Origin of the sequence: Shimia gijangensis (genome assembly GCF_900142085.1) — a bacterium.
Lineage (GTDB): Bacteria > Pseudomonadota > Alphaproteobacteria > Rhodobacterales > Rhodobacteraceae > Shimia > Shimia gijangensis.
Window position 1 is genome coordinate 277,867 of the sequence record NZ_FQZQ01000002.1, and the last position, 23,416, is coordinate 301,282.

The 23,416-nt window shown below is 53.4% G+C and carries 23 protein-coding genes; 12 read left to right on the forward strand and 11 right to left on the reverse strand.

The genetic code is table 11. The annotated features are described in order from the left end of the window. The first annotated feature begins 621 nt into the window (after window positions 1-621). Together BUC32_RS02830 and BUC32_RS02835 are read left to right on the forward strand one after the other, a co-directional pair. Window positions 622-2,037: a tetratricopeptide repeat protein gene (locus BUC32_RS02830; protein ID WP_175556881.1), complete on the forward strand. Its 1,416-nt coding sequence runs from the start codon at window positions 622-624 to the stop codon at window positions 2,035-2,037. 82 nt (window positions 2,038-2,119) lie between these two features. Further along, entirely contained in the window at window positions 2,120-3,298 is a 1,179-nt protein-coding gene (locus BUC32_RS02835) for a nucleotide sugar dehydrogenase (protein ID WP_322788006.1), read from the forward strand. A 170-nt stretch (window positions 3,299-3,468) separates the two neighbouring features. On the opposite strand, the gene BUC32_RS20780 is transcribed toward BUC32_RS02835, so the two are convergent. From BUC32_RS20780 to gntH, 9 genes are all read right to left on the reverse strand, one after another. Next, the gene (locus BUC32_RS20780) at window positions 3,469-3,579 is read right to left on the reverse strand and encodes a DUF3604 domain-containing protein (RefSeq protein WP_220387621.1); all 111 of its coding nucleotides are present in this window, start codon (window positions 3,577-3,579) and stop codon (window positions 3,469-3,471) included. Further along, window positions 3,576-4,022 carry a DUF3604 domain-containing protein gene (locus BUC32_RS02840; protein WP_073249166.1) on the reverse strand — a complete coding sequence of 149 codons (447 nt, stop codon included), beginning with the start codon at window positions 4,020-4,022 and terminating at the stop codon, window positions 3,576-3,578. The genes BUC32_RS20780 and BUC32_RS02840 overlap by 4 nt, the downstream gene beginning before the upstream one ends. Window positions 4,023-4,305: 283 nt before the next feature. Further along, the gene (locus BUC32_RS02845; protein ID WP_073249168.1) at window positions 4,306-5,493 is read right to left on the reverse strand and encodes a porin family protein; all 1,188 of its coding nucleotides are present in this window, start codon (window positions 5,491-5,493) and stop codon (window positions 4,306-4,308) included. A 28-nt stretch (window positions 5,494-5,521) separates the two neighbouring features. Continuing rightward, window positions 5,522-6,412, reverse strand: coding sequence for a metal ABC transporter substrate-binding protein (locus BUC32_RS02850; protein WP_073249170.1), 891 nt, complete (start codon window positions 6,410-6,412; stop codon window positions 5,522-5,524). Between the two features lie 2 nt (window positions 6,413-6,414). Then, window positions 6,415-7,599 carry an ABC transporter permease gene (locus tag BUC32_RS02855; protein ID WP_073249173.1) on the reverse strand — a complete coding sequence of 395 codons (1,185 nt, stop codon included), beginning with the start codon at window positions 7,597-7,599 and terminating at the stop codon, window positions 6,415-6,417. Continuing rightward, a complete protein-coding gene (locus tag BUC32_RS02860; protein ID WP_073249175.1) occupies window positions 7,596-8,261 on the reverse strand; it encodes an ABC transporter ATP-binding protein in 666 nt (221 codons plus the stop codon). Before BUC32_RS02860 ends, BUC32_RS02855 begins: the two co-directional genes overlap by 4 nt. After that, complete coding sequence (locus BUC32_RS02865) at window positions 8,258-10,039, reverse strand: hypothetical protein (RefSeq protein WP_139280612.1); 1,782 nt, start codon at window positions 10,037-10,039, stop codon at window positions 8,258-8,260. The genes BUC32_RS02860 and BUC32_RS02865 overlap by 4 nt, the downstream gene beginning before the upstream one ends. Before the next feature lie 62 nt (window positions 10,040-10,101). Further along, the gene (locus tag BUC32_RS02870) at window positions 10,102-10,683 is read right to left on the reverse strand and encodes a hypothetical protein (protein ID WP_073249179.1); all 582 of its coding nucleotides are present in this window, start codon (window positions 10,681-10,683) and stop codon (window positions 10,102-10,104) included. Window positions 10,684-10,765: 82 nt separating this feature from the next. Then, entirely contained in the window at window positions 10,766-11,977 is a 1,212-nt protein-coding gene (gntH, locus tag BUC32_RS02875; RefSeq protein WP_175556882.1) for a guanitoxin biosynthesis MBL fold metallo-hydrolase GntH, read from the reverse strand. Window positions 11,978-12,118: 141 nt separating this feature from the next. Here gntH and BUC32_RS02880 point away from each other — a divergent pair, with 141 nt between their 5' ends. The 3 genes from BUC32_RS02880 to BUC32_RS02890 all read left to right on the forward strand — a co-directional run bounded on the left by BUC32_RS02880 (window position 12,119) and on the right by BUC32_RS02890 (window position 14,180). Further along, the gene (locus BUC32_RS02880; RefSeq protein WP_073249183.1) at window positions 12,119-12,670 is read left to right on the forward strand and encodes a TetR/AcrR family transcriptional regulator; all 552 of its coding nucleotides are present in this window, start codon (window positions 12,119-12,121) and stop codon (window positions 12,668-12,670) included. A gap of 199 nt (window positions 12,671-12,869) precedes the next feature. Continuing rightward, a complete protein-coding gene (locus BUC32_RS02885) occupies window positions 12,870-13,655 on the forward strand; it encodes a transporter family protein (RefSeq protein WP_073249277.1) in 786 nt (261 codons plus the stop codon). Window positions 13,656-13,898: 243 nt separating this feature from the next. Beyond that, window positions 13,899-14,180 (forward strand): hypothetical protein, encoded by a 282-nt coding sequence (locus tag BUC32_RS02890; protein ID WP_073249185.1) that lies wholly within the window; start codon window positions 13,899-13,901, stop codon window positions 14,178-14,180. A 675-nt stretch (window positions 14,181-14,855) separates the two neighbouring features. On the opposite strand, the gene gltS is transcribed toward BUC32_RS02890, so the two are convergent. Together gltS and BUC32_RS02900 are read right to left on the reverse strand one after the other, a co-directional pair. Beyond that, window positions 14,856-16,067, reverse strand: a complete 1,212-nt coding sequence (gene gltS / locus BUC32_RS02895) for a sodium/glutamate symporter (RefSeq protein WP_175556883.1) — start codon at window positions 16,065-16,067, stop codon at window positions 14,856-14,858. Between the two features lie 379 nt (window positions 16,068-16,446). Further along, complete coding sequence (locus BUC32_RS02900) at window positions 16,447-16,815, reverse strand: tellurite resistance TerB family protein (protein WP_407695239.1); 369 nt, start codon at window positions 16,813-16,815, stop codon at window positions 16,447-16,449. Between the two features lie 173 nt (window positions 16,816-16,988). Here BUC32_RS02900 and BUC32_RS02905 point away from each other — a divergent pair, with 173 nt between their 5' ends. From BUC32_RS02905 to BUC32_RS02935, 7 genes are all read left to right on the forward strand, one after another. Continuing rightward, window positions 16,989-18,632, forward strand: a complete 1,644-nt coding sequence (locus BUC32_RS02905) for a lysine--tRNA ligase (protein WP_073249189.1) — start codon at window positions 16,989-16,991, stop codon at window positions 18,630-18,632. A 31-nt stretch (window positions 18,633-18,663) separates the two neighbouring features. Beyond that, complete coding sequence (locus BUC32_RS02910) at window positions 18,664-19,398, forward strand: DUF4336 domain-containing protein (RefSeq protein ID WP_073249192.1); 735 nt, start codon at window positions 18,664-18,666, stop codon at window positions 19,396-19,398. Between the two features lie 466 nt (window positions 19,399-19,864). After that, complete coding sequence (locus tag BUC32_RS02915) at window positions 19,865-20,068, forward strand: helix-turn-helix transcriptional regulator (protein ID WP_083599223.1); 204 nt, start codon at window positions 19,865-19,867, stop codon at window positions 20,066-20,068. Window positions 20,069-20,168: 100 nt separating this feature from the next. Continuing rightward, entirely contained in the window at window positions 20,169-20,645 is a 477-nt protein-coding gene (locus BUC32_RS02920; RefSeq protein WP_139280613.1) for a hypothetical protein, read from the forward strand. Beyond that, window positions 20,642-20,827 (forward strand): hypothetical protein, encoded by a 186-nt coding sequence (locus BUC32_RS02925; protein ID WP_073249196.1) that lies wholly within the window; start codon window positions 20,642-20,644, stop codon window positions 20,825-20,827. The genes BUC32_RS02920 and BUC32_RS02925 overlap by 4 nt, the downstream gene beginning before the upstream one ends. After that, complete coding sequence (locus BUC32_RS02930) at window positions 20,824-22,350, forward strand: AAA family ATPase (RefSeq protein WP_073249199.1); 1,527 nt, start codon at window positions 20,824-20,826, stop codon at window positions 22,348-22,350. The genes BUC32_RS02925 and BUC32_RS02930 overlap by 4 nt, the downstream gene beginning before the upstream one ends. Window positions 22,351-22,896: 546 nt before the next feature. After that, window positions 22,897-23,223, forward strand: coding sequence for a DUF5681 domain-containing protein (locus BUC32_RS02935; protein ID WP_139280614.1), 327 nt, complete (start codon window positions 22,897-22,899; stop codon window positions 23,221-23,223). Window positions 23,224-23,416: the final 193 nt, after the last annotated feature.

The window sequence follows — 23,416 nt, forward strand, 5'->3', positions numbered from 1 at the left end:
TAGATGTTTCAACATGTTTTGAGATGTGGCGTTCTATCGTCATTTTTTGTAGTCGGAGCCAGCCTTGTGCTGCCAGTCAGTGGCGCGCATGCGTCCTCCTCAGGGTTCACAAAACCAACCAGCGCCGGGCACGGTGCGGCCAGTTTTGATTGGCTTTCCCGGAGCGGGAACGCAAAAAAAGACAGTCTCACGATCGCTTCCAGCAAAAACTCGCTTGGAAATGGGGAATGGATTTGTTCCGCTGCCGGATTTGGTAAACAGGCAAAATGCTATCGCCGCTAGTCAGGGCAATAATATCTACGATAAATTTGGCCGCACAACGCGGCCTTTTTTGTGACTGCCTCGCAGATCAGGCGCAGTGTCTTTGTCTCCGGCTAAACAAGCCGGTTTTGCTGGCAATTCCCTCAAGCGATTTGTGCAAAAAACAGGTCACAATCACGCACCACCGGACACAACTCAGCTTCAGATTAAAGCCGGAGCATATTAGCAAACTTGAGCTAAAGCAAAGATAACAAAACCAGAATGTGTTAATCTTTCTCCGTGTCGAAGTTGCGCATAAAAGAGCGCAAATCAGATCAGATCGGATCGTTCGATCTTTCGCTTTCAATGGAGGGTTCACGGATGCTGGCATCACCATTCTTCAGAAAAGTGCTTTTGGTTACATCGCTGGCCGTTTTTGCGGGCACGGTTTCGGGCTCGGCTTTGCTGGCCAATTCGTCTGAGGTGGATCGAGCTGAAAAGCTGATCTGGGGGAGCGGCAGCGAGGCGCGTCCTGTTGAGGGCCGTCAAGCTCTTGAAGAGGCTGTGGCTGTCAAGGATGCAAGTGCACAACGTGTGTTGGGAATGCACCTGATCTATGGCTGGGTTTTCGAAAAAGATGTTCACAAAGGCATGTTGCTGCTGAATGACGCCGCGAATGCTGGAGACCCGGTCGCTCAATTCAATCTTGGCCAGATCTTGCTGGTCGGTACGACAGGGTCCAAGGATGTCGCGCGCGCTCGTATACTTCTGGAAGATGCCTCTCGGCAAAACGAGATACAAGCCATGCGGGTTTTGGGAGAGCAGCTTGTTCTTGGAACGGTATACGCACAAGAGCTTAAAACCGGGCTGACCCTTCTGAAACAATCCGCAGAGCTTGGTGACATCAGGGCTGAGATTGTTCTTGGAGACCTCTATCTGAAAGGAAAAGGTGTTCCACGCGACCTTTCCAAGGCATTGGGCTTCTTCGAATCTGCCGCGACCAAAGGCGACGGCAGCGGATTGGCGTCTTATGGCGAAACCCTGATGTGGGGTGAAATTGACGCCAAAACTACCGAACAGATGCTCAATCGGGCTGCGGCTCTGGGCGAGACCAGCGCCTATGTCACGCTGGCTGAGGGTGCGATGTACGGATATCTCGGAGGCGGCGCTGTTTCGCGTGCAAAGTACGAAGGATATGCCGAACTGGCGCGTGAGGCAGAAGAGCCTCGGATCGAGGTTTTAGAGGCAAACCGCAGCATGTGGGGAATTGGCAAGCGCGCCAGTGGTCCAGAAACCATTGGTCTACTGACAGCGCATGCTGACGCTGGCAACAAAGCTGCCGCTGAGTTCCTCATAAAACTTTTACGCGATGGCAATGGTCTGAATGTGCGACGTGACCTGGCCGCTGCCGATCAGGCTCTGAAGACATACGCCGAACTGTTGACCGCACGAGACGTGGCGAAATTCGAGCTGACCCTGAAAGCCGCATCCGCGCGCACCTCGGACGTCTTTGCACGCGTGGCGACCGAAATCGAAGCACAACCAGATCTTATGTCGTTTGGTTTTGGTAAGGACCTGTACAAGGCCAATCCCAATATTGCATTTTTCATTCTGCAAACCAGGCTGAAAGATCAGGGGGACTATGGCGGATCTCTGAATGGTTTCGCCACGCGCTCCACCCTCAGAGCCGTCTACAAGGCCTGCCAACGGCTTCCGGACAATACACTGTGCGACGACAGCGTCATGCGCTCGGATGTGATTGCGATGCTTCTGGCGCAAAACTCTGAAGCCAAATAAGCCAAATCGCATTTGGGGTTTTCTCTGCGTGGACTAACTTTGTCTTGAGCGTCTTCTGGGCGCCCCCGTTGCAAAAGGAAAAATGATGAAGAGACTTAATGTAGCCGTAGCGGGTTTGGGATATGTCGGCATGTCTCTTGCGGTTTTGTTGGCCCGCAAGCATTCGGTCATTGCTTTCGACATTGATCCCGATCGCATTGCAAAAGTTAACGCTGGACAGTCGACTGTAGCAGATCAGGAAATAGACAAAGCCCTTGCCACTGAAGACCTCAGCCTGACTGGGACACTGGATCCGGAAGCCGCGTTTTCTGGTGCCGATTTCATCATTGTCGCGGCACCCACCAACTATGATGAACAGGCGCACTTTTTTGACACGTCAGCAGTAGAAGACGTTATCCGCACAGCTCGCGTCCATAACAAGTCGGCGCTGATTGTCATCAAGTCCACAATTCCGGTGGGCTTCACAGCCCAGCAAAGAGCTGTGCTAATGGACGACGGAATTGCGTTCTCACCGGAATTCCTTCGCGAGGGAAAGGCACTTTATGACAACTATTATCCCTCAAGGATAATCGTGGGTGCCAAAGGTGACAGTGCGGCACAGTTTGCCGAAATGCTAAAAGATGCGAGCCTAAAGCCCGAGGTGGAAATCCTGTTAACAGGGTCGGACGAGGCCGAAGCCATCAAACTATTCGCCAATACCTACCTCGCGACACGTGTTGCGTTTTTCAATGAACTGGACAGTTTTGGCCTTGCGCAAGGCCTGAATGTATCTGAGCTCATTAATGGGGTGTGCTTAGACCCCAGAGTGGGCACAGGATACAACAATCCTTCGTTTGGATATGGGGGCTATTGCCTGCCCAAAGACACCAAACAACTTTTGGCCAATTACAAAGATGTTCCCCACCAATTGGTCCAAGCCGTGGTGGATGCAAACAGCAGCAGAAAGAAGTTCATTGCAGAGCAAATTGTGAAGACTGGCGCAAAAACTCTGGGTGTTTATCGTCTCACGATGAAGCAGGGGTCCGATAACATGCGCAGCTCGGCAATGTACGATGTCGTCAAGTACCTGTTGGCCGAAGGTGCTCATGTGATTGTGTATGAGCCAATGTTGCCAGACGATAACCTGAAAGGTGCCGAGATCGTAGAAAGCTTGGATGAGTTTCTACATCGCTCTGATCAGGTGATCTGCAATCGGAAGGACGCAGTCATTCAGGCATTTTCGGGGCCAATCTTTACGCGCGACATCTTCGGAGTTGATTAGTTGTAGCAACTGTATCTGTCAACGCCAGACTAAAACTGCATCAGGCGCCGGAGATAAAGAACATCAATTGGACAGGCATAGGATTGTCCATAGGCCCGCATGGCGGAGCGCCCCAAATAGCGCCGAAGCTATGCGGGGCTGTGGTCAATCCGGGTAGTGGCGTTTGATTTTCAGGCTTTGATGGCGGTAAAAACGCCAGGATCATTGTGCAGCTCAGCCGCCTCAAAGTTGTCATCCCACGCAGTCCTGCGTTTTTCACAGGCATGCATATCACGGATCATTTGCCCCGCGCCGATATCAACAAGGCTCGGATCAAATCTGCTGCCCAGTTGTACAAGCTGGTCATAAACTGACTGTAACTCTTCTTCTGTTCGCCCCTCGCTGATGCCAAAAAAGCCTTTCCTGAAACAGTTTGCGCGATTTCGGGATCGCCCGCGTACATGCGCGGAATGAACCCCAGCATCTCGGCGTGATCGGAAACAACCAGGAAATCGAGCGGCGTTTTGAGTTGCCTTCTTACGCCTGTGGTTGGGCTGAACACCGGCTCTCCTTTGGCAGATCGATAGGCAGCATCAGGTGTCGAGGTGGGAGTATCAAAAAGATAAACGTCAAAGGAGTTTGACGTGTGTAGGTGCGTGTCACCCCAATAGAGATGTGTTTGCGTGGGGCGGTCTTGGGCCCAAGCCGCTGCGTTGGAAAATAGCGCTCCCAACAGCAAGTTCACGTAGATAGCTCTTCATAATGCTTCCTCTCAAGTTGAAAACATAGACACCTCTATGGTCGTCAACAGACAGTCACCCTTGCGGCTCTGGCAAGTAATCGTGGCGTCGCAAGCAATCTGAAATCAACGGCAGAGGTTTTTGCGAAAGACACCAATAGGTATTATTTCTTTGCCACTTCTTGCATGCATTCGCACTAGCTTCGAACCGGACAGCAGCCATCCACGCCAAACGGCGGCTCCGGCGCGTTTCGCTGAAGGCTATCTTCTTGCCGGCGCTTCCCTCGTATCAAAACTTCCATCTTACGCCGGTGAAAATCGCCAGCGAGGGCTTGTACGAGTTTGCGGGGTCATCAAACTCGTAACGTCTGATGAGCCCAAAAACCTCAATGTTCTTCTTTTTGATTTGCTGTGACACTGCCAAGCCAAACGAACGAGAATTGGAGCCGGCCACGCTCAGGTCGTTTCCGTTGTAGTAGTCCAAGGAGAAGGCGGTGTCTCCGGCAGCGAAAATCTCTCGGATCAACCCAAGTTTAACGTAAATGTAATCACCGGATGTGTTCTCAGTTCCGAGAGCAACCGTGATGTTGCCGCCCGTACCGTAATGCAACGCGGACAATGAACCTGAGGTGACTTTGCGAGCTCCGTGGTCAGAAAGCCCAGCACCCGCACTGAGCCGAAACGCGTCAAATTTTCCTTCATAGCGAAGCGCCATATCCAGATGTGTGGCTGGATTGTTCGTCACCGTGTCTTTGCCGGCGGCAGCAGATAGTTTGAAACCATTGAAGCTGGGAGTGTCGTACCTGATGCGCAGTTTGCGACTGCCATCAGAGTTGTAGCCAGTGACATTGTCCCCGTCGAAATTATCAAAAACATCACCAATGATTAGGGTCGAAAGATTGCCGTCTGCCAATCGCAGATACTGCCCGCCTGCGGTTTGTGAAACTGACGAATAGGCCGTGACCTTGGTTTGCGACAGATCGATCTCAGCGACGCTGTCTGTTGCGGTGCTGCCTTGACCAAGTGACAGCGTTCCAAAACGCGCGTTATCCAGAATGAGCTCGAGTTTTCGCACGTGCGTGCCATCAAACGAAAACCCGCTGCCGGAGGAATCCAGCTGACTCATTGAGTTTGACGCGCGCGGGGTAATTCCGCCCTCAAATCGCGCGACTGCATCTAGCCCTAAAATTGGATACAGCTGCCAGAGAAATCCTACCCGTGTACTGGCATTCGAATTGTCGACCGGAAAGAAGGTGGTCCCGACTTGACCGTCGTCATATCCAAGGAACGCCTGGCTGATTTGGCCATACATCGTGATCCTCTGGCCGGTGATCGTCGTTCGAACCCGCCAGTCATCGGTTGGATCAGTCAGTGGAATAAGCTTGTCAATCGTCGCGGTCACGGGCTCCGCAGACCCTTGGGACGCGCCAAGACCGAGTATGGCAAGCATCAGGAATATGATGCTCCACCATTTCATTTTGTGGGGTCCTCTTTGCTCAGCAACCTCATTGCCTCAGTCCAACGGCTTTGGGGAAACCCAACTTTTCTCTAAGAGAGGCATCTGCAAAAGATGGGGTAAAAGAGGGTGACACGACGATTATCGACACGTCCCGGTTTTGCAGCTCCTTGAGTGTCTCTAGCATGGGTTCTTCTTCCCAAATCATGACAGTGCGGCGATTGGGATCCAGCTGGGCATCAAATTCTTTCCATTGGCCACTGTCCGGATGTTGATCCGGTTCCCAGTGAAACGAATGCAGACCCAATCCATATGCCTGGTCCATGTACTGATAGACCGGGTGCGAGGCGAACAATTGCACATTTTCAAGCGTCGTAAATTCTGCGGTCAACGCTGCGTTCAGCGCCTCAAGCGTTTCAATCGTGGCGCCCAGGTTTTTCTGAAACTCTTCTGCGAGCTCTGGCCAAAGGGCGCTGAACGCGCGAGAGATTTCCCGAGCCTGCCGTTGCGCCAGTTTCGGGTTCAGCCAAAACGTATTGGCATATTCTGAATGGTGGTTTGCGTCTCCACTAGGCCCATGTTGATGGGCAACGACATCGGTTTCGCGCCCAATGTAGAGATCAGCAAAGCCTTGCGAGGTATCAATCATCCGCGCGCGTGGAAGCGCAGCGGTGGCTGTCCAAGGGCTGTATCCGGCACCAACTAGCAAAATGAGATCCGCTTGCTGATATTGACGTAATTCAGCGTCACCTGGTGTCCAATCGGCCGCGTTCTCATCTGCAGGGCCGGGGTATGAAATGGTCATATCCGCCGTGGCGATCTCTTGTGCCAGCGCGCTTAGGGCGGGCGTCACCGTCAAAACGGTTCGTTTGTCCTCGGCCATAGATGGCATCGCGGCGAGCCCAACCAAAATCGTTAAAAGAAACAAAACAGGTCTCATCTTCACCTCTCCACCAAAATTCGGCTCAGGGCGTCAATGTCAAAGATATACACCGCCCCGGAAATCGCGAGGGTTAGGCCAAGCGCGGCAGACAGCAACATCGTTAGCTCCATCGCGACGAGAAACACAGCAATCCTTTTTGGTGCACCGATTTGATTGGCGATTTCGAATTCACGACGCCTCATGCGCACAGATAGAACAACAACAAGAAACAGCGCGGCAATCGTTGCGATGGCCATTGATGCAACAACGTTCTGAAGAATGGATTTCATCTGGAATACGCGCGTCAGCAAATCCTGGATGACGTTCTCGACATCGACAAGCTGGCGGGTTTCTTGCTGTTCTGCAACGCGCCCTTTTAGCAGTGCCTCAGATTTGGGTGACCGTGGAAAAACAAGAACAGCAGACAAGGGCAGATCTGAATCCGCTCCGTGATTATGGAACGCGTCGCTATCCGCCTGTGTCAAATCCGTGTAGGTCGCAAGGCTTGAATTGGCGACCAGAGCGCTGTTTTGAGGTTTCAACAGCAAATTGGGGTCGCTCGATGTGGTTAACTCCTGATGGCCGTGGCCAATCCCTTCTGCGATCCAAGCCGATTGCAAGTCCGCAAAAACAACACCATCATCCGGGCTGTTTGTCCGTGGTAAAATACCGGAAACACGCAAAGTCACAGGATAGCTACCCGCCAGATCAAACGCCTGCGTTGCATCTGTCCTCAGTTCGTCTCCGATGGTCAGGCCCGTTTTTTGGGCGACGGCGTGCCCCAGAACGACATCTCCCACCCGAAGCGGAAGAAAGCCCTCTGAGGGGCGCAAGCCGCGCTCTGTAAAGTATTCGTAATCCACACCAACAAAGGGCAGCCCACGGATGGTCCCAGCGCGCCGCATCGGGGCGAGGGCGAAGGACGACAGATCAATCAGGTTGAGGTAGTCGGCCATTTTCACATCGGTCGTGCTCTGGCCGCTAAAATACGTACTGCCCAGCACGAGGTCGATGGGTGAACCTTGGGCGCCGTAAACCAGGGGCGTGGTTTGCGCCCGTGCCATGAGGTCTCTTTCGGCTTGTGAAATCACCAGATTTGCCAGAACGGGAATGGACGTCACAATTGTCAAAACAAAGATCAACACCGCGCTACGCACTTTGTTGTGTTGCAGGTTTCTGATCGCAAGAAGGGCAAGGCCAGTCATCGGTTCACCTGCGCAAAATCTGAAAAATCAATGACCTGATCAAAGCGATCTGTCAGATTTCGGTCATGTGTTACGACGATCAACGTGGCCCCGGACGTTTGGCATTGCCGGCACAAGTGATCCAGAATGCTGGACTTGTTGGCGGGGTCCAGATTGCCTGTTGGCTCATCTGCGAGAATTAAGGACGGCATTCCCAGCATCGCCCGACAAATGGCGAGACGCTGTCGCTCACCTTGTGAAATGGTTTGTGGTTTTCGACCCAAAACATGGGTAATCCCAAACTCGTCCGCGAGCTGCTCAATTCGACCGTTCAGCGTCGCATCGCCTTTTCGTCCCGTGACAAAAAACGGATAGAGTAGGTTCTCGCGACCGCTTAAATAGTCGATCAATCCAAAATCCTGATACACATAACCGATGTTTCGGGCGCGAAACTCTCGACACTTTGCATCTGTCATTTCCGCCGGATTGACGTCGCCCAATGTCAGGCTCCCTTGTCTGAGTCTTGTGACAGTCGAGACAATGTTCAGGAAGGTTGTCTTGCCGCAGCCTGACGGCCCGACAATTCCCAACGACTGGCCCGAGGGAACAGCCAGATCGGGAATGGAAATCCGAAAATCCCCCGTCCCGTAAGAGTACCGAAGATTTTGAACCTCTACCTTCATAGTTTCCGATCCTGGGAAAGCACATCAAACTCCTGAATTTTCCAGACACCATTCGCGGGCTGCAGCGTGACTTCGGCTGAGTATGCGTTCACGCGGCGATGATTGTGTCCCCAATGCCCGACAGTCCCGGATATGCGCCATTCAACAGCAAGCCGCAGCGTTCCCGAAGCGGTGGCCGGTAACTGCGAAACACTGGTCACATCCAATTGGTCAACTCTTGCCTGCGCACCGCCGGCCTTTTCGACACGCAAGGCGCGTCGCTGTTCAAGATACACTTTTTCCAGAACGTCCCCGGCAAGTGTGAAAGCCAGGCGATCGTAAACCTGATCTTCGGTTCGAAAGTCAAAAGCCCGATAGACATTCGTCAGCAGATCATTGGAGAGCTTCATCATCGCCTCTTGGGTCAGTTGAAGTATCGCACTGCCCGCCTGACGTTGCGCCAAGGGAATAGTCGCGGCGCAGGCCAACCCCACTGACAGAACAGCAAAAGCCGCGCGGCGTCCGGACGTCTTGCGAAAAACAAGAAGCAGGCACGCGATAGATACGAATGCGATTGCGGCGATTAAAAGGATTACTGGCCACGGAACAGCTGACCCCTTTTGCGTTACGGCTATTTCTTCAATCGCTGGGTATGGCGGCTTTTTAAAGTAGTTCGTCCACGTAAGAACCGGATTTTCAGGAGACAGGCTTGCAAAAAACGGACCGCCTATATCAATCGCGTTGCCTGGAACGGTGGGATACGCCTCATCAAAGACGGACCATGTTACAGTCGCTTCTTTGGCGAAAATGTCTGTTGGAACTGAATAGATAAGTCCAACAATGGCGACATCCGTCAGAATGTCTTCACCCGGCTCCAGATAAGTGAGCCCCGATGCGCCCGCCTTGAGAAAAGACATGCGATCAAAATCAGGAACGACAGCCTCACCATTTACGGTCATCGGAGACAGGTCACGCAACACATTTGGTAGCGCTTGTTCGAGCCTTTGTCGTTCCGCATCGCTGACCACTGAACCGTCCAGGTCGATGTTCACAAGCCTTGCCGCATCTTCAACCCGCAACAAGGCTTCGTGCCGGATTTCGTAGGGTTCGGCATAAAGAAATGTCATGACCGGATCGCGGTGATGGCGGCGAAGTTTGGGGTTGTCGAAACGGCTGTACCAGGGGTCTTGCCAGTCAATGGTCAGGTAGGCGGGGGTGGACAAATGGCGAAAGTCCGTCACAGCGACCTTGCGGTCAAACACGATCATGCCGATGGGCGCCCGCGCATTGCCGTCATCCTCCTGCGGAGGGGCAATGACCAACCGCTCGGGCCGTGTGCCTTCAAAGCTGTAAAACAATTCTGCATAGATCACCCGAGGATCGTCCGGTGCGGTTGGGTACCGGATGCCAGTGATCGCGTCGGTTTTGCCAGCAAGAGGAGAGTTGCGATTGATCCGTTCTCTGGGCTCGATCAGCACCACCTCAAGCGGAAGAAGACCGCCGTTTTCAGGTCGAATGCTCAGACCGAGTTCAGAAAACCGCTGCATGCGGTCTTGGTGGCTGGGGCGGTTTGGGGTGCCACCCGGAATCCAGCCATCAGGCAAGAGGTCTTCGAAAACCGGTAAGTCGTCCACGTAGATCTCGAGGAGAACCTGAACACCAGCGTCCGACACATTGATTTCCACAATGTTCGGCGCAACCTCGGCACCTGTCATCGGCGACAAGTCCGCATGGGCATAGGTGGCCAACAGGAACGAGCCAATCAAAGGCAACAGGATGTGGCGCCAAAACTTGTGCAAAGCCAGCTCATTTACATTGTTCAGAACGGAATCATACTTGAAACCGACGGTGGACATAAAGCCTAGTTACAAACCAGACCAGCGCCACAGGTACAGTATCTATCGCGCCCGGGATCATCGTGCCTGTTGCATTCGCGAACTTCGCGCCGGTCGTTCCTGCGATGTACACCCGCCACAGATCCAGGGGACATCGGGCGACCAAAATGGTCAATGAACACTGTGCCTGATCCGGATACAGATGAGGCAGGTCCATCAAGAATTGTCAAATCAGAATAAGTTAACGTTGTGCCATCAACGGTGGGTCTGGCATTGATCGTGACTACGATGTCTTGGGGGGCGCTATCACCCGACACAATGGATATCACGGCATTGGGCGGGTTATTTGAAAAGGGATCGTCAGACGTGGACACTTCATCCAGAAAACTTGGAATTGTCAGGTGGCCAGCCAGACGAACGGGTCTGTCACAAAAGAACGTCACCATGGGTGACGCGTTAGCCATGACAAGGGTGGTTCCGTCAAACGACATATCAGATGCGCTGTGCACAAAAAGTGCTTCACAAACGTCGTCATCCGCGACGACCGGACCAGTCAAAATGGTGCAAAGCGCCAACAACCCGGCGACGAGGGACAATACAGGCTTCATGATAAGAGCCTCCTGAATATCTGAGTTAGCTTACAAAGCTGCAGGCAGGGCCGGCGATATGCCGGCCCGTCGGTGTGCCGTGTTACTTCTTGGGCATTTCAGGTGGCGTATAGCCCTTCCACTTGCCTGCGTTGACCTTGTCCGAAGGCGACTTTTCATCTGAACGCGGCGCATCAATGTAGGCCTTGCCGACATCGGGTGGCAGAACATAGTCATCAACATTCGCGTCGCGGACGACAATGTTGTCTTTGGTGACATTAACAACCACCAGATCGCGCGCCAGAACCAGCGGCCCGTCATAGGTCTCGCGCACACCTTCAAGAATGGCCTGATAGTTCTCTGGTGACAGAACCGAGTGATACCCCATGGCCATGCGCGGCTTCACAGCAGACATCACCTTGCCAAAGGCCTTTGGCTCTGAGTGAATCCGGGTAGACACATAAGTGGCCTGCGCCAAATCCCACCCAAAGTAGGTGGCCAGCGCTTTTGGCGGCAGGAAGGCTTCGTGAGATGCGATATCGGCGCCCGCGGCGTATTTGACGTACCAGTTGTTCGGATAGGTATCGCCGCCAAACACATACTTCAGGCCATTCCATTCAAGCGAGTAGCTGACAGAGCCGTCAAGGCCGTGAATGGCAGGCCATGACCGGATCGTGACATCGTTTTCCTGATAGACAATTACATTTTCTTGCATGTAGTCAAACTCGGTGACGTCCAGCTTTGCGCCGTCATCCGGCAAAGCGCCACTACGAGTCTGCAGATCCCACGCATAGGCCTTCTTCATGTTTTCCACATATGACTTGGTGCCCAGTTCCGGTGTCGCACCGGATGGGCCAAAAATGCGCAAGGGTGTGTAACGTCCAGACAGCCATCCACCTACGTGCATGCCCATGAAGTCGCCGACATGGTCAACGTGCAGGTGGCTAAAGAACATTTTGTCGATTTTGGAAAAATCGGGTCGCAGGGAAAACAAGTTACCGGACGATCCAGTACCAACGTCAAAGAGGAATTTGTCGCCATTTCCCAACTCGACGTAAAAAGAGATCGAAACGGCCGCTTTGGTCTGGTTGGGCATACCAGTTCCAAGCGCGGTTATGCGCATCTCATCAGCGCCCAGAATTTCAGTGTTTGGGAAGTAGCTAGCGGGATATACGCCATCCTTGATTTCCATCGCGGAACGCCCTAACGGCATCAGGTCCTCCGCATAAGAAGCTGTAAACCCGCTCACGGAAAACGCTATTCCAAGCGCGACCGCGGCAACACTTTTTATCAGTTTTGGTGAGCGTTTTTGCATCTTTTTCCCCTTTTTCATTCTAAAATGAACGCTTAGAACTTGGTGAACTCGACTCTCGAAAATGTGAAATGGCGTTTGTCGAGGTTATCCATAGTCTTGTCTATGGTACCAAATTGTTCTTGCTAGTCAACAGAGGCATCTATGGAAAAGCCCAAAAATCAAAGAGCTAGCCGAAAAGAATGGCTGTTAGCTGCGACCGACGTGCTGAACCGCGATGGGGTGGATAAAATCAAGGTCGTTTCCATCGCTCGCGAACTCAACCTGACAAGCGGTAGCTTCTATTGGCATTTCAGAGATGTTCAGGACTTGCTTCAAGGGGTTCTCGACCACTGGGAAAATGCGTTGACGGCCAACATCATTGACGATGCGCAGGCCTTTACAGGTGAGCCCAAGCAGCGAATTCTAAACCTGATGTGTCAGGTTATCCGCGAAGATGCCGCGAGAACGGATGCTGCGATCAAGGTCTGGTCCAGACGCTCTCCTACCGTGGAGGCCGCTTTTTCACGTGTCATCGCGTCCAGATTCAGTTTTGCAAAATGGATGTTCGAGGAAGCCGGGTTCTCTGAAAGTGAGGCCGCAATCAGAGGTCGAATGATGGTGGCCGTTCTGATGGGCGAAGCCCTTGCTGGAATTGCCAAACAAGAAGGTTGGGAAGATATCATTCGGGATGAGTGGTCAATCCTAACAAACTAATGTGCGCGCCCGACAATCTCTCCAAAAGACCAGAACTTAATACGGCACCACAGTGCATTCCATGGCCTTTGACCCGAATGGCGTTCAATACAACCGCTTGCTGAGATGTTGACAAACGCCCCGCCCATAGACAACCCTACGGGAGATGAAAAAATGCTTCGAAGGCATTTACTGTGATGTCTGGGAAGTGGAGCTGGCGATGAAGACATTTTTCAGAAAACTGATGCTGTCAGTACCGTTCTTCCTCACATGCCAGAGCGCATTTGCCGACGATGCAGAGCTGGCCAAACAACTGTCCAACCCGCTTGCCTCACTGATCTCAGTGCCGATGCAGTTTAACTACGACACGGGTTTCGGTACTCCCGACGGTGAAAGGTTAACTCTCAACATTCAACCGGTAATACCGTTTTCACTGACACCTGAGTTGAATCTGATCACGCGAACAATCATTCCTTACAAATGGCAATCAGACATCGCTGGATCTCCAGGCTCGAAATCTGGATTAGGGGATACGTCGATAAGTTTTTGGTTCAGCCCTGCCCATACTGCGAATGGATCTACCTGGGGTGTAGGGCCTATTCTCAGCTTGCCAACATCGAGCGATCCAGATTTTGGATTGGGTGAATGGGGTGGCGGGATAACCGGAGTTTATCTTGTTCAGCCCGGACCATGGACCATTGGGGCATTGGGAAACCACCTTTGGTCATTTGAAAGTGACAACCTCAATTCAACCTATATCCAACCATTTGTTGCCTATGGAACTCCGAACCACTGGACATATACCGTGAACTCGGAAGCGTCCTATGATTGGAATACGAAACAATGGACATTGCCAGTGAATTTCATGGTGTCAAAACTGGTTTCCTTTGGAAAACAAAAAGTCTCCCTGCAAGGGGGGGTGCGATACTATTTTGATAGCCCGGCCAATGGTCCGGAAGGTTGGGGGTTCAGATTTGCAGCAACTTTCGTTTTCCCCAAGAAATGATCCGGGCAACGATTGTTGGAACAACGGCATGAGCAAATCAAGAACGCTTAAACAGTGACTGAAGGCAAACCCGAACCAGTACTCCGACGGCGAAGGCAGTATTGGGACCAAATAGAGGGGCTCATTTTTGATGTACCCTCCTTAAGTCAGACCAGGTTGCAACAACGAAAGGACAGTCTGTTAAAACTATGAGGTATCCTTTACCCTGTTGCATAACCACCATTCAAAAATAGAGGAAAACCAATGAAATACGCCCTTCTGTCAGCCGCGTTTATCATCAGCGCAACAATTGTTGAGGCCCAATCCGGAGTACTTGTTGCCTCCCCGATTCCAGACAATGCTGAGCAGCGGTTTTGCTATTATTCTGGGCTGGCCTACTCGGCTGACGCATACGTTCTCTTGACCGGAAACAATACAGTCACAGAAACCGTGCGAGACGTAGAGGAAAGACTATTGCGCTGTAAAAAAGATGACGACGGGCTTATGCGTTGGGAGCCGGAAAGCACGATGCAATTGGGGAGGTAGCGGCTTTTTCCGCACATTGATCGACCTGCAGGATTGTCCGCGACCTTGTCATGGCCAAAGTTAAAATGCTGCGTCTTGCACGAAGGTCCGCAATGCTAGAGCTGCGCTACAACGGTGGCCGACGCTATGAATGGTCGGCAACGTCATCCGGATCTCGCTATAGTCCAAATCCTACTCCCGCAACCACTGAGAATTGACTCCCGATCAGGCCTACAGCCTCCGGGAGTTTTTCTTTTTTACTCTCCCCCGTAAGCCTCTAAAATACCGGCGCAATCTTCTCGTAGCGTGATTGAAAAGCCATCCTGTGCTTCAAGATCAGGCGTCAGAATGGCAGCTTTGTGCTGACCTCAAAGTAAAGGTCAGCGCGCAACTGGGCGACCAGCAGAAACTTCTCTCGGAAGAAGTAAACGGCAGAGAGAAAACTTCATTCTCGATACAAAAATTGGAAAACTAATGACGATGTCACGCAGGCTGGAAGGCAAATAGAAGAATGCCGGAAGTTATTTACCGAATGCATCAAGGTCGGTAATGCTAACATTCCAGACTTTGATCTGTTTTAGATAAAGTGCCGCGACCGGCCCAAACCCGACTCTAGTGAACATTGCGGCGAAGGTCCGGAATAAGCCAAATCGTACATTTCACTTCGTTACCGATTTCCCCGTTTCAAAGCCCTACTCAACTAAACAGTTGAATGAAAAGTTGCGTTATGATTGGGTTCGTCAATTCTACGACGAAGGCACCTATCAACGGGATTATCAAAAGAGCGCGAGGTGCTGCACCGTAGGATTTTTCAGCGGCTGAAATGTTCGCCAGCCCGGTGGACGTGACGCCAAGAAACACTCCTACAAACCCAGATGCCATTGCCGCGCTTTCATAATCAGATCCCATTAACCTAAACAGGACAATGCCAGCAAATGCGACTGCCATTACTGTCTGGATTGCAAGAATTAGAAAGATTGCAGGCCCGACTGAGGCCAAAGTCCACAATTGCATTGTCATCAATGACATTACCAAAGCAAGGCCGATAGAGAGCTCGGAAATCAAAGCAAGACTTCTTGATTGGTTTGGTTTTGGAAACTTCAGCTTGCGAAACATAAGTGGCCCCAGATTAATGACCAGGATTCCGCCAATAAGACACGCAGCAAAGGTCGGAAGATTGAAGTTGACCTGATCTAGCAGATAGTGAATTCCTGTACCGATTCCAATTGTAAGAGCCATCGTAAGAATGGTGCGCAGCATACTGTCGTAAGATATCTCCACCTCTGTTTCAGAATGCGCGACACCAATACTCAAGACTGCATCCGTCTCAGGTGTTAACTTGTGGCGCTTTACCAACCGTGAGGCAACTGGCCCTCCCAAAACCCCGCCAAGCACCATACCAACGGTGGCGAAAGCAATGCCGACCTCGCTGGCTGAGGCAATTCCATAGTCACTCTCAAAAACGGAAGCCCATGCAGCCGCAATTCCGGGGCCTCCAGCCATCGAAACAGAACCGCCCAGCAAGCCAATTAGAGGGTCTAAGCCCGCAGCATATGCAACAAGTCCTCCAACCCCATTTTGTAGGATCATGAATACTACGGCTGCGACTGCAAAAATGGCGAATAGTTTCCCGCCCTTACGCATGGTTTCAAATGTTGTCGACAGGCCAAGCGCCGTGAAAAAAACAATAAGAAGCTCAATTTGTAAATCTGCGGCGAATTCAAACTCAAAGCCGAAAGCAAGATAAATCAAACTGAACAGTATCGAAACCGAAAGGCCTCCAATAATTGGATCCGGTATATTGAGCTTTCGAAGAATGCTGATTTTCGCGTTTGCATACTTTCCCAAATACAGCGCGAGAATGGCTATGATTATTGTCTGTCGGCCATCTATAGCTATCGGGTCCAATTCTGTTTCCTTCCGTAATGACCAACTCTGCTCGCAAAGGAAACCTGAGCAGCACCTTAATGCCACAAGAGGCGCGTAAATCCCGACACCCGTAGTCGCCGGCCAATCCAAGATACTGTGGATTTCCCCTTAACACAGTATGAATTCAGTGGTTCTGCCAAGTCAATAGAGTCATCTACGTTGGCGGAGTTTGGAAATCCTCCGGCTCCGGAAATCATCATACCAATGGAACCAAGGCCGATCATGCACTAACAATCAACTTGGACCCGTCAGATTGGCCTGCTCAACATGTCCGTTTTGCAGAACTTTACTGACATTTAACCGCTTCGCATTATCGGCAAGATTGTCCCGTACCGCTGACTTTTATTCCGTTCTTACACTAAATCATATGCCGTGCCCGTGCGCCGCGTTCGATGCCGGCGGCGTGTAGGCGGTCGATGTGCAACTCATAACGCATTTCTTCTAGCAAGCGCAGTTCTGGTTCCGCCAGTGACCCATCCGCAGCAGCCACGTCACAGGCCAGTGCATAGGCGGTTTCGTTCAACCGTGTGGGCAGGCTTTCGCGGATCAGACCAAACAAAGCGGCAAGACCGTCTTCTTGTTCGAACAGGTCAAACACGATCTGAGACACGGTTTGCATACGATCAATATCAAAATCGGCAAAAACTGGCAGGTTGTTTACTGCAGATTGAATCTTAACCAGTTCGGCGGTGCGAATGTTCTCATCCGAGGCCGAAATGGCGACCATGACGGCCACAAGACAGTCCTGTGGGGTCAACGGGTGGGCAATATCCTGAGACACGGGCGAAATTCCTTAATAAAGCTCTGTTGCAGTGCAGAATATTGACTGATCGGCCCATGAGCAATAGGTAGCCTCGGATTAGGGGTGCAATATGGCACCCGAAACACCCGGAGATAGACATGTCTGAACTGCGCGACGCTGCACTGGTTTCAAAAGCCTGGCCCTTTGAAGAGGCACGCCGGGTGTTGAAACGCTATCAAAAGCAGCCGCCTGAGAAGGGATATGTGCTGTTTGAGACCGGCTATGGTCCCTCCGGGTTGCCGCATATTGGCACCTTCGGCGAAGTTGCGCGCACCACGATGATCAAAACCGCATTTGAGCTAATTTCGGACATTCCGACCAAGCTGATCTGTTTTTCGGATGATCTGGACGGGATGCGCAAGGTGCCGGGCAATGTGCCAAACTCAGAAAGCCTGACTGAGCATCTGCAATTGCCGCTGACGAAAGTGCCCGATCCCTTTGGCACACACGAAAGCTTTGGCCATCACAACAACGCCATGCTGCGCCGGTTTCTGGATACGTTTGGGTTTGAGTATGATTTCTACTCGGCCACTGAGTTTTATGGCTCGGGGGCATTTGATGAGGTGCTGAAGCGCGCGGTTGAGAAATACGATGACATCATGGAAGTGATGCTGGCGTCTTTGCGCGAAGAGCGTCGCCAGACCTATTCGATTTTCCTGCCGATCCACCCGGAAACCGGACGTGTTCTTTATGTGCCGATGAAAGAGGTCAACGCGGCCGATCATACGATCACCTTTGATGATGAGGACGGCAAGGAATGGACCCTGCTGGTCACCGGCGGCAATGTGAAATTGCAGTGGAAGCCGGACTTTGGCGCGCGCTGGGCGGCGCTGGAAGTTGACTTTGAAATGTACGGCAAAGACCACAGCACCAATACGCCGATCTATGACAAGATCTGCCGCATCCTTGGCTGGCGTGCGCCTGAGCATTTCACCTATGAGCTTTTCCTCGATGAAAACGGGCAGAAGATCTCCAAGACATCCGGTAATGGCGTGTCGATCGACCAGTGGCTGACTTATGCCTCGACCGAGAGTCTGGCGTACTTCATGTATCAAAAGCCAAAGACCGCCAAACGGATGCATTTTGATGTGATCCCCAAGGCGGTGGACGAGTATCATCAGCAATTGCGGGCCTATCACGGGCAGGACCTGAAGGCGCAGTTGAACAACCCGGTGTGGCACATCCATGGCGGCAATGTTCCTCAATCGGATATGGTGGTGCCATTTGCGATGCTGTTGAATATTGCGTCAGTGTCAAACGCGGAAGACAAGGAAACCTTGTGGGGCTTTATCAATAAGTATGCCCCCGATGCGACCGCCGAAACCCATCCGGGACTGGATGCAGCGGCAGGCCACGCGGTGCGCTATTTCCACGACTTTGTGAAGCCTGCCAAGACTTACCGCGCCCCCAACGATCAGGAACGCAAGGCGTTGCAAGACTTGGCGGATGCGTTGAAAACCCAAGAGGCAGCGCTGGCGGCGATTGCGGCAAAAAATGCGATGATGGGCAATGATGACCCACTTCCACAAGCGGATTTTAGCAGTGACGAATTCCTGCAATCGGTGGTTTTTGCCATCGGTAAGAACAACGGTTTTGAGCCGCTGCGCGATTGGTTCACGGCAATTTACGAAGTGCTTTTGGGTGCGTCGCAAGGTCCGCGCTTTGGTGGTTTTATTGCCCTTTACGGTGTTACCGAAACCATCGCGTTGATTGATCAGGCATTGGCGGGCGATTTGGTTTGACGCCCCTTAGGTTGTGCCCCAATCATGGGGCATGACCACTGGATATGAACCGCTCAATACGTTGAAGCCCATCGGTCCGGATATCTGGATCGTGGACGGTCCGGCGATCCGGTTTTATGGCATGCCGTTTTCCACACGAATGACGGTGGTGCGGCTGGCCAATGGGGACATCTGGCTGCATTCCCCGACCGTTTTCGACAGGGCTTTGGCGGATCAAATCCAAGCGCTGGGTCCGGTTCGACATCTGATCGCGCCGAACTGGATACACTATGCCCATATTGCGGATTGGCAGGCCGCTTTCCCCGACACCGTGGCCTGGGCGGCTCCGGGGGTGGAAGAGCGGGCAGAGACACGCAAGATTGAGATGCAGATAGACTATGATCTGAAGCTCGATAAGTCGGAAAAGCCGTGGCGCGCAGAGATCAAACAGATGGTGGTGCAGGGCAGCCGTATTCACCATGAGGCGGTTTTCTTTCACGTGGCATCGCGCACCCTGATCCTGACGGACCTCATCGAAAACTTTGAGCGTGAAAATCTGCCGTGGTGGATGCGTCTGTTTGCCGGACCTGCCAGGATCATGGATCCGGACGGGCAGATGCCACGGGACATGCGCATGACCTTTAGAGGCAACATGCCCAAGCTGCGTGCTGCAGTCGAGCGCATGATCGGCTGGCAGCCAGAGCGCATCATTCTGGCGCATGGGCGTTGGTATAACACCGATGCCGAGGCCGAGTTGCGCCGGGCTTTTCGGTTTGTGTTGAAGTGATCTTCGCTCACTGCCAATGCCTGATACCCCCACCCAACCGTCACGGTGCTGTCGCAGGCCGTTAAGACCCAGTTGATATTTCCCTCCCAACGAGGCGCGGCCCAATTTGGGCGTTGTGGAAAGGGTTATCATGAACAAGGCGATTACGGATGGCCGTAATGATCAAATAATAACAATAGCTTAGAAGATTTGCGTCTCGCTGTGATCCAATCTCGTCGCAATCTTGGGTTTCAGCCACCCCGAAAAAAAGTTTTTCAGCGAATGTCCCGAAATTAGAGCGGCTTACCGCATGTATCACAGCGTAATTATGTATGTATCACAGTATGTTAGCTGGAAAAATAGGTTGCGAGGCGTGTGTGTGATCTCTAGTTTTGCCCATGCCACCGCATCCATCTGAGGGCTGGTGGCACCGGGTAATAGATTTGACGGTCTTCCCCGGCGCCCTCCATTTCAAAGGAGATCAGCCATGGCTGACAAACTAAAGCTATTGAAGGAGGACGAAGTGGTCAAGGAGTACCCCGGCCTCTTCGCGCCATCGACGTTAGCGAACTGGCGGCACCGCAATCAGGGGCCTGCATACGTTCGGATCGGCAGCAACATCCGCTACCGCCCAGAAGACATCGAGGCTTGGATTTTGTCTGGCCGTGTCGATCCAGAGGCTGCGGCCTGATCCCTTCCATTTACGCCCGATGAAATGCAGAAGACCCAGCCGTTTCCGACTGGGCCTCGTATAAGCACTCATGTTCGGGCAAGAACCGAAAGTGTACATCATGAATACACCTACATCTTGTGACGCGCAAGAGCGTCACCTCAAGGCCTGCGGCATCTGCGGGGTTGAGTTCACCACCTCGTTCGAGGAGGTCAACATCTGTAGAGATTGCAGTCTGCCGATGATCCAGTTCAACAAAGTCGATCTGCGCAGGCTGGAGGAGCTGACCAACAACAAGCACCAGAGCGCGGTCGCCTTGGCCTTTCACCTCGACGAGAAACACGCCACCCGCATGATCCCTGCGCCGTCTGGGGTTACCGTGCTGGAGGCGCTGGAGGGGGAGATCGACGAGACGCCCCTGATCGCGTGGGCGGGCACAGCCGACGCCGAGGCCGAGTGGTATCCGGTAACGCCCTTCGGGCAGGTCATTGGCGACTACACCATCCAGATGCCCTCTGGACGCTGCTACGCGTCCAATCGCGGCATGTTGGACCGTGACGCGGCGGTGAAGCACTTGCTGGAAGGCGGTGCCCAATGACCCCCGAACAGAGCCAGAAGGTTGAAGAGTACGTCCTCGCCATGCGCGAAATACCCAAGCAGGATCGCATCCTCTTGCAGCTGACGGCGATGGAAGTGACCATCGAGAGCACCACCGATCTGTTCGACTTCGAACAGTCGGTGCGGCAGTTATGCAAAAAGTCCGGCGGGGGTGGCGCATGACCTATGAAGAATTGGTCGCGTACGGCCTGCCGGATCGCAAAGACCTTTCCAAAGACGCGCTGGACGGGATCAACAAGCTGGTCGGGGACACTCCCCGACTGGCCGAGGCCCTGACCGCCACCCTGGTCTCGTCGCCAATGGAGTGCGTCATCAGCGTGGCCCACGAGTGCGCCAAGGCGGGGCTGGCATATGAGCAGTATGCGTGGGTCTTGATGCACAGCGACGCCAGCCGTGGCTGGATGGGGCGCTGGGGGAGATACGGTAGCGCCGAGTATACGGTCGGCCTTATGGCGCGGGGATGGGTCGAGAAGGAGAGCCTCGCCCTGTTCAGGGCCGAACCCCTCGGCGCGGACTTCATGGACCGCGATATCGCGCCGCCCGAAATGCTCGTGCAGGGCATGATCCCAATCGCCCCGTTTGGCATGGTAGGCGCGGGCGGGGCATCCAAGACCACCCTCGCCATCAAGATGGGCCTGCACGTCATCACAGGGCGTCCCCTGTGGGGCCAGAGCGTCATGCGGACAGGCCCCGTCGTCATGGTCACCAAAGAGGACACACGCGACGAGTTCAACTACCGCCTTCAGCAGATTATCAAGCAGGACGCCGATCCGTTCCTGCCCCATGAGCGGGCGCAGATCATGAAGGGCTTCTATCTGGAGGATTTGAGCGGCGTCATCGGGCGGGGGCGCTTCGTTGAAATGCAAAGTGACAACGTCACCGAGACCGACGTCGTCGGCGATCTGATCGATACCTACAAGAAGATCAAACCCGCCCTGCTGTGGATCGACCCCGCCGTCTACTTCGGACCCGGCGAGCGGTACGTCAACGATGGCGAGGCCGCGCTGATGAACGCCTGCCGGAAGATCGCAACGGCGCTGGGGTGCGCCGTGGGCGTGATCCACCACGTCTCGCAGGCCGTGGCCCGCTCGGGCACCTCTGACGCCCACGCAGGGCGCGGAGGGACGGCCTTCGGCGACAACGCGCGCGGCATGATGGTCCTGCACCCCCGCCAGAAAGTCGCCGATCCGATGAAATATCTGCCGCCAGATATTTCAGAGATGGACGTCAACTCGGGGCGCATCACCCAGATCGAAGTCGTCAAGCTGTCCCACGGACAGCCCGTGCGTGACACACTCTTCGCCAAGCGCCACGATAAACTGCCCTTCAGGCTCGACCTGATCCGAGGGCCACGCACGGCGCAGACGCCCGAAGAGGCCGAAGAGCAGCGGCTGGCAACCGCCGAAGAGCGGCACGAGGTGTTCTTCAAACACTACGTGCGCGCCGTCAAACGCGCCGAGGACGCAGGCGAGCGCCTGTCCAAGACGGGCGTCAAAGGTCTCGACCCTCGGCCCGTCTTCGGCGGGAAAGCACTGCCCAAAAATGACGTCACTGGCGTCCTCGATATGATGATCGACAGAGGCTATCTGGAGTACGTCAGAAGCGACGCTGGCGGGCAACCCAAGCACTTGGTCACAACGGCGCTCGGATTGGAGAAATTTATCAGTCTGAGGGTGGTCGAATAGGGCGTTTTTGGCGGGGGGTCCGAACTTAGCGTTTTTTGGCAAAAACCCTTTATTTTTATGGCTCTGGCGGGGTTTGACCGCAAAACGCCTCCCCTAGTATGTGTGGGGGAGAGGAGCAGACCCCTTACGGGGAGCGGGCGATACCCCCGCCCCCCTACGTCCCCGACATAAAAGAGACTAACCCCCGTCGGACCCTTCAGACCCCCCGCCAAAGGGTTGAAAGTAAAAGGTTTTAGGGTCCGAACTTCCATCTTCGAACCCCCGCCAACGATGTTCGGACCCAAATTCCCCCCGCCAGCGCCAGAAAGCCCCGCCAGAAAAGCCCGTCAGAAGAGGGCTGTGATACGCTAAGTGTATCACATCATTAGAGAAATTTGTTTTTGGCAAGAGTAAGGTCAGCTAAGCTAATGTCATTCTGAGTGTTGGCCCAAAATAACATGACAGTCGATTGAACGGCAGTAGGGGTCGTGAATGAGATGCACAGACCACCCTCGCGCACGTGGAGGGCTGGCGCGCTGCTAACAGGAATGAAACAGGGGGTGAAATTTGCGGTTCAAGAAAGGCCAGTCGGGCAATCCACGTGGACGGCCAGCCATGTCCAAAGAGGTTCGAGACGCTATTCAGGCCAACGGTGAAGTCGCCGTGCGAAGAATGAGCGACCTGCTCAATGATGATGCGGCCTGGGGGCCAGACGGATGGCTCAAGCCCGTCGTGCAAATCAAGTTGCTGGCGATCGCTCACGAACGCGCTTTCGGGCGGGCAGGGGCTGTGTCGCTCAATCAGCAAATTGTGGTGGCTAAGCCAGGGGAGAATGTTGGGGGTAGGACTTCAAGGCAAGCGCGCCAGTTCGCGGCGCTTATTCCTAAGCAATAACGAGGTGGGTGACGTGTTCGTCCACGGCTCCGCGAACGCGTCACTAAGGGCGGGAAGCGGAAGTTCGCTTCGGCCAGCCTCAAGGTCTGGAATGCGGACAAGGACGAAACCGCTGCCGCGGTATTGGCGCTTGTGGCGGGCGATGCGCGCTGATGCGAACGAGGTGGATTTTGCGAACTGACGAACCTGTCTG